This is a genomic window from Nostoc sp. ChiSLP03a (genome assembly GCF_034531215.2).
GTDB lineage: Bacteria > Cyanobacteriota > Cyanobacteriia > Cyanobacteriales > Nostocaceae > Nostoc.
This window is the reverse complement of record NZ_JAVRBQ020000184.1, coordinates 14,066-29,569: the sequence shown is the minus strand read 5'-3', so window position 1 is coordinate 29,569 and position 15,504 is coordinate 14,066. Positions and strand designations below refer to the sequence as shown.

Sequence of the window (15,504 nt, the reverse complement as noted above, 5' to 3'; positions counted from 1 at the left end):
TAAAGCTGCATAGAATTCGATCCCCCCTAACCCCCCTTAAAAAGGGGGGAACCGGAAAAACATCTATCAAAGTCCCCCTTTTCAAGGGGGATTTAGGGGGATCAAGATATGTGCAACTTCACATTAAATTGGTATAAGAACCAAATTATCAACCTAATTGTCTTTGATGATCAAAGTGAGGCAATCGTGCAATGGATACCCGATTAAAATTCCAAGACATTATCAAAAGCGTACTTCAAAATCATGCCACTTATCGAACTGGCATACCCGATGGTTATGCCTCTCAAGGTTCTTGGTTTTCGTCATCCTAAAGTACGGCAACATACAGGTTTTGCTGTAACGTTATGGACAAAAGGGGAAGGGGAAAGCAAAAGTCAAAATTTAAAAGAATACAGGACTTACGCAACTAGCACAAAAAGGGGGTAAGGTGCAGCCCTACCCAGCGACAATTCAACTCAAACCAAGCACATAAGAATACTTGGGCGTTTTAGCCCACATTCTGCAGGTTCCTTAGTAAAGGAGATAATATTTGCGACAAGGGGCACCAAAAAACTGGAGAATCCAAGACCGTTCCAGGGTAAGATTTGCAATTTGCTTAGTTTGGGCGATCGTTACCAAATGAATCGACATAAAACATTGGAAAACCCAACGTAAAGTAGGAGTAGTAGTTGGTTTACCTAATTGATTATTGATAGTCTGTTTAGCCTGATCCAAAGCTTGACGTAAAGCTCGTTGACCCAAACTATAAACTAGCAAACATAAACCCATAACCATTGCTAGAACACCGATTCAGTAATCAGGATAAAGTAGCAGGCTGCTCAGTAGTGTTAGTAAAAATTTTGGCAAGGACATGAAGATTATGAACAACGGCGGTACGGCGGAGGTCAAATAAGTTTTTGCGAGTTCCAACGTAACGAGCTTGATCTCCTTGCCAGCGACCAATGTGAGATAAAGAATGCTCGACAGCTACCCGTTCTAGGAGCTTGGTGCAACCAGTAGGAGTTAATTGACGTTGTTTTAATTCCTGGAACAATGGCTCATCAGGATGAATGGAAACACTTCGTCCAGTTCGGGAAGTAGTACAATTCTCCTTTAACGGACAACTCGCACAGATATGCTTGAGAAACTGGACTTTGCCGCCAACGGCGAAAGGTAAAGTTACTTGATTAGGACAACAAATAGTCTGATTGTCCCAGTCTAAAGTAAAAGCAGTTTTGGTGAACAGCTTACCATTTCTTACTTGCCAAGCTTTACAGTAAACAGTCAGTTCCTGGGTTCTGTTTTGAACCAAAGAACTACTAAGGTAGGCGCGGTCGATGTGTAACTCAACCAGGTTCACTTTCTGGCATTTTAAGTCGATGGCGATCGCATCAGTAACAGATGCCTCAGGGATATTTGCTCTTGTGAACCCAACGGCGCGAACCAGCCCATTGTCTAAATCTCGTAAGACATGACGTTTATAGCCATCAAATAGTTGAGTTTTGCTTTTACGCCCATGTCTCATTTCTTCGTCTTCAATGGAGATACGTCGTTCTTTGGCAACACCTCAGGTAGTTTTATCTCACCATGAGCATCCACTTCCACGTCTTGGGCTTCAATTAACCTTGCAGTCTCCAAAGCCGAACGAACTTGAGGGTGTTCGGTATTTTCTGATTGTACTTGTACAAAAGTCTCAAGTCGATCTATTGCGTCTAATACGATTCCTAAAGCCAAATTTTTCTGATCGGGGTCATCCCAGTTTAAGTCTAAAGCGGTTTTCAAACTCGAACCCCCAACGATGTCTAATCCAATGTCATTGGCAACTTCTGCCAGCCCCCGCCCCTGCTGGTTAGCTATCACGCCAATCGCTTTTTTGAGCGCGTGACCCAACAAATTATATGTATCCTCGACCTTCGATGCTCCCCACAAGAGACTGGAATCAAGTGCTGCCCGTAACTGTCTTGAGCCAAAACCTTTGGTTTGCTCTGCTAGTTCTACTGTTCTCTCAATCAGCCTACGGTCAAGACCTTGGATAATTAGCGCCGTGCGAAATCTGGCCAATGTCGCCTGGGAAAAAGGCGCATTTTCACAATCTATGCAATCTAGCACTAACTGCCAACGCCTATCCACGATCAGTGCTTCAATTGCTTCGGCATCTGAAGCTCGTGTGTAAGCTTGCAAAATTGTCGCTAATGCCAGCTGTGCTGGTGCTACTGGTGGATGCCCTTTGGCAGAATCTGCATAAAGCTTGTTCAGGTCTTCTTGAAATTCATCATTAAATATTTGATGGCGATATTGCCGTAAGAACGTAAACAGCTTTGCCCGTTTAATGCGCTTGATGATACTTTGCTCTGGTACTGATAGCTCTATCGGTGGTTGCCAATTTCCTGGTCGCATACGTACATTCTCAGGTTGTACTAGCACATTTATTACCTGAATCTACCTCAATTTAGGCTACACCTCTCCTTGAGACTTTGTTAAATATCGCTCAAGGCTTACTTATCGCTATAAACGTTGGCTGGCAAGTATTTGCTCTATTATCTTCTCTATTATTTACTTCACGCTCAACTGAATTTTATTTTATCCCCCGATTACTGAATCGGTGTTCTAGAACATCGAAGCAAAACACCAATTGGTATCCAGGTACTGTGGCGAGGTTGGTTAAAATTGCATGACCTTTGTGAAGGTTGGCTGCTTGCAAAAGAGACTTAACGGGAAAAGTCAGAATCTTGATACTCTGCACAATATTCATCTACGATCGCAACTGTTGGGTGGGCGTCTCTAGCCAAATATTTCAGAATTTGTAATTCTACATCCATTGCCCTGCTTACCTGAAGGGAGTTTTTTCTTTTAATCCTTTTATTAAGAATACTCGGAAAGTGACAGAAGAGGGATATCTTTTATTTTTTTATGTTTTCCAAGCAACAAGACTGACGCAAACAGATTTTTCCTCAAGGCTAGGTATAAAAGTTTTAAACATTTCCACTGCTCCCTTCTCAGAACTTCCCTTCCCCTTCCCCTTCCTAAATACTCCGACTACGCGATCGCTTCTGAGTTGGCAAATTCTCGGCTTTGCGAAGGACGCGCTTGGGGTCTTTACCTTGCCATAATACTTCACCCATCTTGACACCAAATTTATCTTCTAAAACATCGTGCATCTCGGTTAGCATTTGTTCGGCTTCATCGCAGACTGCGGAGGTATTCCCATCTACAGTAGTAACGCTGTGTTTGACATAGCCATCTACGTCATAAAACACTTGTCCGGCGATGGGAATACTAACGCTAACTCCTTTACCTGTGTTAGTCGTGGCTCCTAAAATAATAGATGTAGCGGGATGTTCTGGATGTTCTGGTTGATGAAAGGTGATATTGAAACCCATTTCTTGTAAAGTTTGAGAAATACTATCAGCAATATAATCTCGCTTGTCTGCTTGTAGTTGGGCTGCATTGGCGGTTTCGAGAATTGTTTGCTCCTGCTGGCTAATTTCTGTTAATTGGGAAATAACTTGTTGGCTTTGACCGTTAGTAATAGCTTGTTGCACTGTATTGATTTGAGTTTCTATTTCTGTTACTGCTGCTGTTTGCCATTGCATAACTACTGGATCGGCTTTCAAACCGGTTAGAATGATTTTGAGTTCTGTGAGTTGTCGATTTGCTTGTGCTTGTGAATGGCGTGAATTTGACTGACCCTGGACAATTTGGCGTAAGTGTTTTTGAACTAAAGCTGTTGCTTCTGTTAGAGGTCGGCGTACTGCTATCGGGTCTCCAGAAGAAATAGCTTGTCGTAAAGTTTGCAAGATGCGCTGTAATTGTTGCCGACCTGCGGTATCGAATTTTAGAGATTCTGTTTCGGGAATTTGAGCTACTCGCCGTTCCAGTTCTTGGAGTTCAAATTGTTGTCGCTCAATGTCTTTTCGCCTTTGTTTTTCTGCTTCGTCGCGGCGTCTGCGCTGCAATGCAGCTTGCATTGCCTGTTCAATTTTTATTAGTTCTTCGGAAATTGCTAGTAGTTTGGTTTCTGAATTTGCTTGAGCGATCGCTTCCAGTTGATTCTCACAGCGAGATTGTAATGCTACAGCTTCTTGAACATATAAATTTGCCCACTGCCAATTTATATCTGACAGCAATCTTTGCACACGAATTTGAGTTTGGTAACGGGATTCTTCTAGTTGTCGTTGTCGTTCCTGTTCTTCGGCTTCCTTACGTCTTTGTGCTTCTATTTCTGCGCGACGCTGACGTTCAGCTTCTAAAATTTTTTGCTTCCACTCGGCAATTTCTGCTTCTGAAAACTTAGGACTGCCACTCATAATAATTCGTAATTGATAATTTGTAATTTTTAGTTAGAAAATATAATTCCTTGGCTTTGCATTTTGGCTGCAAACTCATCTCGGAAGCCTTTGCGGGCGGGAATGCCTGTAAAGTAAAATGCACCAGTGACATCTATGCCAAATTCTATTCCGGTTGAGCGATCGCCTTGTGCTAATTCTTGAATTAAAATCTGTTGATATCGTTCTGTTAACATCAATAATCTTTGATTGCTAGACCCCCGCCAGAGTAAGTCCCCATGTAAAGACTCTATGTAAGTTCCATCGACTAGTAAATCAATGCGATTGAGTAATGCTCTTTGAGCATCTGTTCCGTGTTGTTGCAGATGTTCTAAGCGATAGCCTGTATAGCACATTACACCTAAGTTTTGGAATTCATATACTCTATCAATTAAGTTTACTAGGGCGGCTGCTTGCAACATTGGTTCGCCACCGGAGAGGGTGATTCCTTCAATATCTGGTTGTGACAAAATCCAGTCTGCTAGTTCGGTTTGGGAAATTGTTTGTTTGCCTCCTTTGTCCCAAGATTCGGGGACTATACAACCTGGACAGGCAAAGTCGCAGCCTTGTACCCAGATAGCGGCTCGTTTGTAAGGGCCGAGGGCTGTGACCGGAGATTGATGGCGGAAGATGCGTAAGTAATCATACATATAAGTAGTTGTACAAAATATATAAACTGGTAACTTTCATTTTCTTATAAGACAAATTCAAATATTCACTGATGTAATCAGTCATTATAAACGTCTCCACGACCACCTACCTTAATCACAGTAACTAACAATAAATTGTCTTCTATTTCATAAATCACTCGATAAATGCCTATTCTAATTCGATAAGTATTATCCTCGCCTTTCAACTTTTTCACTCCACTAGGACGGGGTTCTATGGCTAAAGCATCTATTTTAGGCTGTATACAGTCTTGCAAGTATTGAGATAATTTTTTAAACATCTTTCTTGCACTGGGAGAAAATTCGACTGTGTAAGTCATCAATTAAGCCACATCCTGTTTTCTCTCTTCAGCATTTTCTTTTTTAATTTCTTCCCAGGAGATAGTTCCGTGTAGTCTTATTTCTTCTCTAGCTTCTTTAACAGCTTTTAAATCCTCCTCATCTTCTTCATCTTCAATTGTTTTCAGTAAAGTGTAAATCTCGTCTAAAGTGCTATCATAAGCACTTTCTAATAGTGCATTAATTGCTACTATCAATATTTCTCTTTCACGGTTAGTTTTCATTAGCGTTTACCATATTGGGCGAAGATTACCCTAAAATTAGGGGGTAAAATATTTTGTTTGTCCGATTGTCCAAATTAATATTACACAATCATTCTAGCCGTTTTTTCGTTCTCACTGAGAATAACATTCTCAAAAAACCAGACACACTTTCTCATACCAATTCCAGAAAAAAATGAAGCAGATGCGTATATTCAACAGGTGTTAATATTTTTGGATAAATATTTTTATCTCACGCAAAGAGAAGTCGCTCTTGCAAACTTTGGTGGACGCTCAAGCCCAAAGGAAGAATTTAAGATTGAAATCGGCGTTCTAGGAGGAATTGATAGGCGATTTCAAAGTCGATCGCGAAGATGTAGGGTTCGGTGGTGTGGGTAAATCCTTGGATGCGATAGCGGCGAATTGCTTGCATGGTGGCTTGATTGCTTAGGAGGGCGAGTTCTGCACCGTTCCAGCCTTCTGTGCGGACGGCCCAGGCTGCTAGGTTGATGTCTGCGGCTAGGGGGCGATCGCAGTTATGAACCCGCAAGATTTCAAATCGGCTGGTGACATCGGGTAAGTCTACTTTCAGTTGCAAGTCTAGGCGGCCTGCTCTTAATAAGGCTGGGTCTATAATGTCGGGTCGGTTTGTGGCGGCGATGATTAATATGTTAGTACAAGCTTGGATGCCATCAATTTCGGTGAGGAGTTGACCGACTAGGCGATCGCTTACTCCAAAGTCTCCTTCGTTACCGCCTCTAATCGGGGCAAGGGCATCGATTTCATCGAGAAAAATTATACATGGTGATACTTGTCTTGCTCTAGTGAATAATTCTCTGACTGCTTGTTCTGATGCGCCTACCCATTTGCTATGTAATTCTGGGCCGTTGATGGCGATAAAGTTGGCTCTGGCTTGGGATGCAACAGCTTTGGCTAATAGGGTTTTGCCGGTTCCGGGCGGGCCCCAAAGTAAAATCCCACGGGGAGATATTGCTTTTAACTGGCGGTAGAGTTCGGGATACAGCAGCGCACCTTCAACAGTTTCTTGCAAGATGGTTTTGACGCTCTCTAAGCCCCCAATCTCCTCCCAAGTGATGTTAGGAGTTTCAATTGTGACTGGACGGAGAATAGAGGGTTTAACTTCTTTTAAAGCTTGGAGAAAATCTTGCTGATTGATACTAAGTCCTTCTGGTATAGGCGAATCTAAAGGGGGATTGAAGCGGTGCAGGGCGTTGTAGGCTGCTTTTTGACAGAGCGATCGCAAGTCTGCACCGACAAATCCAACTGCTAAATCGGCAACTGCTGCTAAATCTACAGACCCATCTAGGGGCATTGTACTAGTATGAATCTTGAGAATTTCTAAGCGACCGAGGCGATCGGGAACGCGGAAATACACTTCGCGATCGAATCGACCAGGGCGACGCAGCGCCGGATCGATGCGATCGGGACAGTTGGTTGCTGCCAAAATCATCACTCCATTTAGTTGAGCAAAGCCATCCATCAGGCTGAGAAGTTGGGCAACAACGCGCTTTTCTACTTCCCCTTCGACTTTGGTGCGTTCCGGTGCGAGACTGTCGATTTCATCAATAAAAATTAAGCAAGGAGCCGACAGGGTAGCTTTTTGAAAAATCTGCCGCAGTCGTAACTCTGCCTCACCGTAATATTTACCAATAATCTCTGGTCCAGCAATGGCTATGTAGTTAACACCGAGTTCTTCGGCTATGGCACGCACAGTCAAGGTTTTTCCTGTTCCTGGTGGCCCGATTAACAACACCCCCCGTGTTGGTTCTAATCCCAGTTTGGCTAACAAGTCTGGACGCTTTAGTGGTAAAGCCACCAAATCGTGCAGTTCTGCCAGCACTTCCCTTAAACCACCCACGGCTTGCAACGACGGCTTAACGGCAGGTTCTGGGGAAGGAGCAGGATGGGGGACTGGCGACAGAGGCTTATACCCAGATGTTCTAGGAGTCCGCATAGTTTTGACCGTCGATTCGGATTGAGAAAAGTTACTGTGCTGGGAAACTTCGATCCAGTCGCTATTATTGGGGTTGTTTGGGGCTTGCTGTTGAGCAGCTTTTTTTTGTGCCAGTTTTAGCAGTTGTTCAAAGTCTCGGAAAAATCTACTCACAGTTTCTGGACAATTAGTTAATGCTGGGTGTTGCTGAATCGGAATACAGTTAAGCTTTTTGCAAAAATTAAAATTCTTTTCTTCCCCTGTCTACGGCAGTTGCTACAACGGAGAGAACCTCCAACGCACTGCCTCTTGTGCTTGTCCTATTTATCCGCTGAGTCAGCAACGCCCAATACTACCTACCGACGTTGTTGTGCTTGTAGTTGTGTTAACACCTGGGCTGGTGAGAGGCCTGTCATTGCTGGCAGTTGTAATAGTTGTGCTGGTGGGAGATTTGTTAAGGCTGAAAGTTGAGCTAGTTGGGGTGCTGAAAGACCAGTCATTGTAGATAATTGGGTTACTTGGGCAGGTGTAAGTCCGGGTAAGGATACGCCTCCTCCAGGAAGTTGCCCCGCTACTGGCGTTTGTGCTGCGCCCCCTACTCCGCCATGAGCTTGATTGGCTATCCCTAGTTGACTGATGAGCTGAGTTAGCTGGGTAACTAACACAGTAAGTTGCTGTACTAATCCAGCTAATTGCACCACAACTTCAGCCGATGCACCTGCATGACCTCCTTGGGCAGCACCACCCTGACCATTTAAACCACCAACTAGTCCACCGACTCCGGGTAGACCTCCAGCTAGTCCACCGACTTGACCAGTTAAACCACCAACTACTCCACCGACTCCGGGTAAACCCCCAGCTAGTCCACCAACTTGATTGAGTAATCCTCCAGCTAATCCGTCTCCTCCACCACCTTGACCAGTGACACCACCGACTGATCCACCGACTACAGGTAGACCTCCAGCTAGTCCACCAACTTGATTTACTAGTCCGTCAGCTAATCCACCACCTTGACCAGTTAGACCACCGACTAGTCCGCCAACTACAGGTAGACCTCCAGCTAGTCCACCGACTTGATTGAGTAATCCTCCTAACACTCCTTCGCCTCCTGAATTTTGATTAGTTAAACCACCGACTAATTCCCCAGCTACGGGAAGTTGACCAGCTACTCCGCCTACCAGTCCGGTGGCTTGTCCAACTAGTCCCTCATTGCCACCTCTGCCTGCAACTTGGCCAGCGACACTTGTGACTGGATCTAATACTCCACCTAAAAGTCCGCCGCCTTGTGTTGATTGAGCAGATGATTGCTGGGGATTTGATTGGTTGCCTTTGGATTTTGACGGAGCACCACTCAGTCCCCCAAGTTGGGATGTGAGGTTGGAAAGCATAGGCTTATGGATTTGGAGTTGCAGATAATCGATTAGGTGTGCGGCATCCGCACCGTTTGCTGTTGTGATTGAAATCGTATGCGGCCCTTGGCGAATACTTCCTAACGAGATTTGACTCTGCTTAAGTTTGCCCTTGTCTGCACCGGGCGTTTTAGCAATGAGTTGTCCGTCTAGAAATATATTGTCTTCTCCAGAGCCGTAGCGATCGTAAGAAAAGACTAATTGTTCATCAGTATAATCTTCTAGGAGACCAAAGTGAATATTTAGTTGACTGGTTGAATTAGGAATTTTGTTGGCATTAAAAGGCACTAGGCAAGAGGGAATGCTAGGACGGTTGAGGGGATCGGGATCTGTGCCTACTATGTAGTTATATTCAATTGTCCATGCACCTGTAGGGACTGGCGTTCCGGCTTGACCTGGAGATCCAATTTGCCAAAGAACGGTTTGGGGGTCAGGGATAGCAGCAGTGGTCGGCCCGGGTTGCTGGGATGTCAGAGGTGTTTCCTTTACTGGTAATTGAGTTAAGGGTTGCTCAACACTTGATTGTGGTGGAGAGGAATGATTTGTATTTTGTCCCTTTTGATCGGAGAAATTACCTGTAGTTGTTTGTCCCTTTTGATCGGAGAAATTACCTGTAGTTTGTTTAATCTGGTCAACACTTTGCCCCTCTTGCCCCCATTGCCCCCCGTTTTCTTGGATAGGTTCTGCTTGAACTTCTATTGACTGCTGGGCTGCAAGTGCCTGAATCTCTTTAGCAGCTAGGACTCGATCCCAAACATGAACTTCAGCAATCTTGCCACGGAAAAAACAAGGGCTTGCTCCCCACTGTTCTGTAGCACCTGCGCCGACACGGGTAGGATTGCGATCGTTGGGCTGGTGTTGCACGCCCATTTCTCGTCCCACTTCTCGTCCGTTGATGAAGAAAGCCATCGTTTGTGAGTTGCGATCGTAGGTTCCTGCCAGATGTGTCCAAGCACCGATTTTTGCTTGTGTCCCGCTTAGTAGCCGCCAGAATGCTTTTGGTTCGCCATTGCCTAACCAAAATTGCCATTGCCGTGCAGGTGTGATGCAAAAAAGATATCCCTTGCGTCCTGCTAGGGGTGAGCCTCCGACTGAGGCCAGAATAGACTGGTAGCCTGAACCACCCTGAACCATGACCCACATCTCGACAGTAAAACTGGCAGGGTTGAGTTCGGATGCGTAAGGCATATCTAACTTGTCATCTACCCCATCAAATGTGGAAGCGTTGGGAAAAGAATCACTCGGAGGTGTTTGCTGCATAGTTTCTTGAGAGGACATTGCCTGCTGTGTTGTTCTTTTAGCAGGAGGGATGACGCTCTGAAGGGGATAGGTGATTGATACACCTGCAACTGCAATTCTCAGCTTTTCTAGTGACAGCATCTGCTGCTCCAAAAAACTTACCGAAACCTAACCAAACTAGTTAATTAAGTTAGCGTTTTCTTCCTGCTAGCCTTCTCCTGACGGAGGCGCTAATGCGTAGCTTGCTTCCCGGAAAGGGTACGGGAATGCTAAGAGCGAACGACCAAGGTAGACGGCTACTTATTGTCCACAGGCGTTAACAGGACTTACGCAAAATCATGAAAAAACGAACCGCAAAGGACGCAAAGGACACAAAGAAATAAGAGTTTCAGAGAGTTTTTGCGTAAGTCCTAGTTAAGTTAAGCCAGAGCCTGACTTACTGCTTTAGACGGTGCATTCTTCAAATTAATTGCAGCATTTTCGTCGCGGTCAAAAGTGCGATCGCACTTTTGACAAAAGAATATTCTATCTTACAGATTCATCGTTTGAATATGACTGCATTTGGAACAAGTTTTAAAAGAATAAAACCATCGATAAACTATTTCAATTTTAGTTCCATAATGCGCTTGCTTATAAACCTTTTTGATTGCATCTATTCGTTTAGCATCTCCAGCTTAGATGTGATTGAAATCCCAACTTTCTATGATAAGGTCTAATCCATAATTGTAAACGAATCCTTAAATCCAGCCATGCCGAGCATCAAGGAGCGTTCTTTGTTGTTAAGTTTTAGCTCTTTCTTGATGGTAAACATAACTAAAAGCAAGCTCTCTTTACCTGAAGTAAGTATATACTTGCTTCACGCATTAATCAAGATAAAAGATAATTTATCTTAATTCTATGATTTTGCACGTTTGGTACAACTTAAGTAGGTTGGTGTTGAAAATTGTCGTTATAAAAATGCAGGAGATAGAAGACAAAAGGCAGAATTCAATAGCTTTTTGAGCAACTTTACTTTCCGTTATATAGTTCTGTTTTTTTGTGCCATTTTACTTACTCATCATGATGAACCATGAATACGTTTAGGCAAGTTTTTGCTTATTTAGTCAAGCTTCTAGAGCGATCGCTGTTGCATTAAAATTTGATGTGCATAGTTAAAATCTTCGTCTGTAATTTTGATTACTGCTGGATCGGTCATTCCTTGGGCATGATAGCGACGAATCGCTTCCACCGCAGCCCGATCGCCAAGCAATGCTAAATCCGCACCGTTCCAATCCTCGGTTAGTGTCGCCCAGTAAGCTAAGTTCACATCTTCTAAGGGACGGTCTTGATTATAAACTTGCAAAATTGCCCATCGGCTTTCTAAATTAGGTAAATCTACTAATATCTGTAAATCTAATCTTCCAGCCCTTAATAAAGCTGGGTCTAAGGCATCAGGACGATTGGTAGCGGCAATCACCAGGATAGTAGCACCTGTGGGCAAGCCGTCTAATTCTGTGAGCAATTGCCCGACAACGCGATCGCTTACTCCTGAATCGCCATTATAACGGCCTCTTGCAGGTGCTAATGTGTCTATTTCATCGAGAAATACTACGCAAGGTGATGCAAGTCTGGCTTTGGCAAATAATTCCCGCACCGCTTGTTCGCTAGCACCCACCCACTTACTAAGTAATTCCGGGCCGTTGACACAGATAAAATTCGCTCTACCTTGGGAAGCAACGGCTTTGGCTAACATAGTTTTGCCAGTTCCGGGTGGCCCCCATAATAAAATTCCTTTAGGCGATCGCGCTTTGGTTCTCAGGTATAGTTCTGGATGTAACAATGCGCCTTCTACGGCTTCGCGCAGGGTTTGTTTAATTTCCTCCAGCCCACCAATTTCTTCCCAAGTTACGTTGGGAGATTCCACTTCTACCGAACGTAAAACAGCAGGTTTAATTTCTTTGAGTGCCTGCAAAAAATCTGAGTGTTGCACTGTCATCTGGTCGGGAATCGGCCCTTCTATTGAGGGGACTTGACGGCGTAAGGCGCTGTAAGCAGCTTTTTGACAGATAGCTTTCAAGTCTGCACCCACAAATCCCACAGCTAAATCAGCAATTTCTGCTAAATTTACTGTCGGTTCTTTCGGCATGGCACGAGTCAGAATTTCTAGTATCTCTAAACGGCCTTGGCGGTCTGGGACGCGAAACAACACTTCTCGGTCAAATCTTCCAGGGCGGCGTAAAGCCGGATCGAGATGTTCTGGACGATTGGTAGCAGCCAGGACAATCACCCCTTTAGTTTCGGAAAAACCATCCATCAAGCCCAGAAGTTGCGCCACTAGTCGTTTTTCTACTTCCCCTTCTACTTTGCTGCGGTCTGGGGCAAGGCTATCAATTTCATCTATAAAAACTATACAAGGCGCACTTTCAGCAGCTTTTTCAAAAATTCCCCGCAGTCTTTGTTCTGCTTCACCGTAGTATTTACCAATCACTTCTGGCCCGACTATGGCAATATAGTTAACTTCCAATTCTTTTGCAAGGGCGCGGGCTGTTAGGGTTTTACCAGTTCCGGGAGGCCCGACTAATAAAACTCCGCGCGTCGGTTCTAATCCGAGTTTTGTCAGTAGATCGGGACGTTTTAAAGGGATGGCAATCAATTCTCTGAGTTCTTTGAGAACTTCTGTTAGTCCACCGACATCTTGTAAGGAGGCGGTTGCTGAGGAGTCTGGTGTAACTGGGTTCGGGGATGTGTAATTGGTTTGGGCAGATGTATCGCTGGGCGGTTGGGGAGTCCGAAAGCTAGTATTGCCCACGTGGACGTTGACAGAACCAGGACGATTTACGCCGGCTGTACGAGGTATACTGCTAAGAGGACGAGTCCGAAACTGCATATCTGCCTTGATTTCTCCGGTTTCAATTTTTTCTTCCAAGGCTTTTGCTAGTTCTAGTAACTGCTCAAAACCTTTGAATAAATCGCTCATTAAATTCCTCCCTTTTTTTAGCAGTCATGCTCTTTTTGACCAAAGCGTTGCGATCGTCTGGCAAAGGATTGAGAAGTTTTCTGGTTTATTGAGAGAGTTCCGCTGAAATATAGCGATTTATTCCCCAATATCTCTTCCTCCGCAGAGTTGATTTATTCAACATCATACTCTGACTTACTCTTACGTCAGGAGTATGTAAGTATGTGGGTAAGAATAAACTCAACTATGTAAAGATAAACAAATACTGAAAATACATCAACTTAAGTAACGAATTTTATGAGCGCTCAGATAAAGGTATGATGCCGAAAAAAATCGCGCCAAAAATCTTAATTTATAAAACCACCAGCGCCCAGCCGACGCACCAAAACAAGGACGAAAATTATTTAGTTGCAAAGTGCTGTAAACCATTGATTTAGATTGGGGTGACGATAATTAAATTAAAATAATAATTTTGCTGCTCCGATAATCCGGTCTTGCGATTCTACGGAACGGGGTAAAATTGGTAAGCGAATAATAGTTTTATTGACAAATAGATTGTCATCAAGTTCTATCTCTTGACTGTAGCGATTATGCACAATATAACGCTGAGAAACATGCATTTTTGCTAAAGATTCAGTTAGCCGTATTTGTTCAGCAAGAATTGCTGCTTCTGCTTGAATCACACCAATGAATTCTGTATGATTTGGGTCTTGTAATTTTTTCTGGGCTTGCACGACTTGTTGGCGCAATTTTCGTAACCTTCCCATAAAATCTATGCGTCCTAAAACATTTTGATATTTCATCCATAATTTAAATATCCATGCTAACCATTCTGCCAGCGCAGAGGGCATTTCTAAAAATCTGAGAAGATGACCTGTAGGGGCTGTATCTAAAATAATTAAATCTTGCTGTTTGCTGTCTAATAAATCCATGACAGTAATCAGAGATAGCATTTCATCAATACCGGGTAAAGCTTGAGCTACAAGTTGTCGCCAAGCTTCGGGAGTATAAGCAATTTTGATTGCTCCTGGTTCACTTCCTTCACCACTCATCATTTCAGCTAATTCCCAAAGATAATCGTTACGAAACTGTTCTAAGATGGTTTTGGCATCGATTTCTTGGCCGCTTAAATTAGCAGTTAATTGAGTAGGTTCGTGTCCCAACTTCTTACCAAAAGCATCTCCTAAAGAATGGGCGGGATCGATAGAAATCAAGCGAATATTTTTGTCTGGATAATAACTAGCTAATGCCCATCCTATGGCTGCTGCTACTGTAGTTTTTCCTACTCCGCCTTTACCACCAATAAGGATTAGTTGTTTACCTTCGTTTATAAAATCGCTGAAATTAGGAGATATTTTAGCAGGCCATTGTATAGTTGGTCGGGGGACAATAGCAACGGTATCAACTTTTTGAATTTGGCTAATTAAATTATCTAAAGCTAAGCTTCCTAAAGGTTCTGTTATCTGTTGTGGTACGATAAAGAGAGACTGGTTTACTGAAATATCTAGAAAACTATCTAATAAGTTTTGTTGTTCGCTATAACGGTCTAAATCTTGATTTTTTCCTGTCAATATTTTGTTAATTATTAAACCACCACAGCTTATTTCTAGTTCCTGCAAATTATCTAAAAACCTTTTGGTTTCTAACAGGCTCATTGGTTCTGCGATCGCAACTACTAAGCAAGCAGTAAAATCCACATCCTGCAATAACCGTTTGCCTTCTGCTAATTCTGATTTCAATTTAGCCAAGAAGTCATCAACTTCATCCGGTATATAACGTCCGCTAAAACTTTTAGCTATCGCCCGATGTTTTTCTTGAAATAATTCTAAAGAATTTAATACTACATGTAAAAAATCTTTAATGCCTAACAAATTTAAAGTATGCCCAGAAGGAGCCATGTCTACTACTATGCGATCGACCGCCTTTTCTGTTAGCAACCTTTGAATTTCTAGCAAACCCATGACTTCATCTATACCAGGCCATTCTAAATCCCAAACAGGCGTTAAATCTTCTCCTTCAACAAAGCTTCCGCGTTCAACTAGCAGTTCTAAATAATTACCGTATTTTGCTTTAAATTCTAATAGTAATTGTTTAGCATCCAATGCCTGAACGCTTAAATTAGGTAAATCGGGTAAAGGCGAAGCTTGTTCTGCTACTTCTATTTGCAGCACATCGCCTAAAGAGTGGGCTGGATCTGTAGATATTAAAAGTATGTTTTCATTAGGAAATAATTGAGCCACTCGTCGAGCAAAAGCACAGGCAAGTGTGGTTTTTCCGACTCCACCTTTACCACTAAACATGGTTAAACACAGTGAGTCATATTGATGAATACTATCAACTATTTGGGGATTTGAGTTCATATTAATAAAGGGAAGGGGGGAAGGGTAAAAACATTGTCCCTCGTGGGCGAAATAATAGACTTATTGCAAAAATTGTTCTTTTTACGTTCTTCTTTG

General features: G+C 43.2%; 8 protein-coding genes and 2 pseudogenes. All 10 read right to left on the bottom strand.

Annotated features, from left to right (window positions below):
- Nucleotides 1-510: 510 nt before the first annotated feature.
- Nucleotides 511-789: pseudogene (locus RMY32_RS30885) on the bottom strand (IS1634 family transposase); the annotation flags it as partial.
- A gap of 7 nt (nucleotides 790-796) precedes the next feature.
- A pseudogene (locus tag RMY32_RS30880) lies at nucleotides 797-2,376 on the bottom strand (IS1182 family transposase).
- Nucleotides 2,377-3,002: 626 nt separating this feature from the next.
- The gene (locus tag RMY32_RS30875; protein WP_322714658.1) at nucleotides 3,003-4,286 is read right to left on the bottom strand and encodes a hypothetical protein; all 1,284 of its coding nucleotides are present in this window, start codon (nucleotides 4,284-4,286) and stop codon (nucleotides 3,003-3,005) included.
- A gap of 29 nt (nucleotides 4,287-4,315) precedes the next feature.
- Nucleotides 4,316-4,954: a 4Fe-4S single cluster domain-containing protein gene (locus RMY32_RS30870; RefSeq protein ID WP_322714657.1), complete on the bottom strand. Its 639-nt coding sequence runs from the start codon at nucleotides 4,952-4,954 to the stop codon at nucleotides 4,316-4,318.
- A 77-nt stretch (nucleotides 4,955-5,031) separates the two neighbouring features.
- The gene (locus RMY32_RS30865; protein WP_322714656.1) at nucleotides 5,032-5,292 is read right to left on the bottom strand and encodes a type II toxin-antitoxin system RelE/ParE family toxin; all 261 of its coding nucleotides are present in this window, start codon (nucleotides 5,290-5,292) and stop codon (nucleotides 5,032-5,034) included.
- A gap of 3 nt (nucleotides 5,293-5,295) precedes the next feature.
- Nucleotides 5,296-5,535, bottom strand: coding sequence for a hypothetical protein (locus RMY32_RS30860; RefSeq protein ID WP_322714655.1), 240 nt, complete (start codon nucleotides 5,533-5,535; stop codon nucleotides 5,296-5,298).
- A gap of 289 nt (nucleotides 5,536-5,824) precedes the next feature.
- Nucleotides 5,825-7,639 carry an AAA family ATPase gene (locus RMY32_RS30855; protein WP_322714654.1) on the bottom strand — a complete coding sequence of 605 codons (1,815 nt, stop codon included), beginning with the start codon at nucleotides 7,637-7,639 and terminating at the stop codon, nucleotides 5,825-5,827.
- Nucleotides 7,640-7,821: 182 nt separating this feature from the next.
- Nucleotides 7,822-10,254: a LamG domain-containing protein gene (locus RMY32_RS30850; RefSeq protein ID WP_322714653.1), complete on the bottom strand. Its 2,433-nt coding sequence runs from the start codon at nucleotides 10,252-10,254 to the stop codon at nucleotides 7,822-7,824.
- Between the two features lie 970 nt (nucleotides 10,255-11,224).
- Nucleotides 11,225-13,069, bottom strand: a complete 1,845-nt coding sequence (locus RMY32_RS30845) for an AAA family ATPase (protein ID WP_322714652.1) — start codon at nucleotides 13,067-13,069, stop codon at nucleotides 11,225-11,227.
- A gap of 437 nt (nucleotides 13,070-13,506) precedes the next feature.
- Complete coding sequence (locus RMY32_RS30840) at nucleotides 13,507-15,408, bottom strand: ArsA family ATPase (RefSeq protein ID WP_322714651.1); 1,902 nt, start codon at nucleotides 15,406-15,408, stop codon at nucleotides 13,507-13,509.
- Nucleotides 15,409-15,504: the final 96 nt, after the last annotated feature.

Excerpts from the sequence above, each read along its gene's own strand:
- RMY32_RS30875 (WP_322714658.1), bottom strand. The coding sequence starts at position 4,286 with ATGAGTGGCAGTCCTAAGTTTTCAGAAGCAGAAATTGCCGAGTGGAAG.
- RMY32_RS30870 (WP_322714657.1), bottom strand. The coding sequence starts at position 4,954 with ATGTATGATTACTTACGCATCTTCCGCCATCAATCTCCGGTCACAGCC.
- RMY32_RS30865 (WP_322714656.1), bottom strand. The coding sequence starts at position 5,292 with ATGACTTACACAGTCGAATTTTCTCCCAGTGCAAGAAAGATGTTTAAA.
- RMY32_RS30860 (WP_322714655.1), bottom strand. The coding sequence starts at position 5,535 with ATGAAAACTAACCGTGAAAGAGAAATATTGATAGTAGCAATTAATGCA.
- RMY32_RS30850 (WP_322714653.1), bottom strand. The coding sequence starts at position 10,254 with ATGCTGTCACTAGAAAAGCTGAGAATTGCAGTTGCAGGTGTATCAATC.
- RMY32_RS30845 (WP_322714652.1), bottom strand. The coding sequence starts at position 13,069 with ATGAGCGATTTATTCAAAGGTTTTGAGCAGTTACTAGAACTAGCAAAA.
- RMY32_RS30840 (WP_322714651.1), bottom strand. The coding sequence starts at position 15,408 with ATGAACTCAAATCCCCAAATAGTTGATAGTATTCATCAATATGACTCA.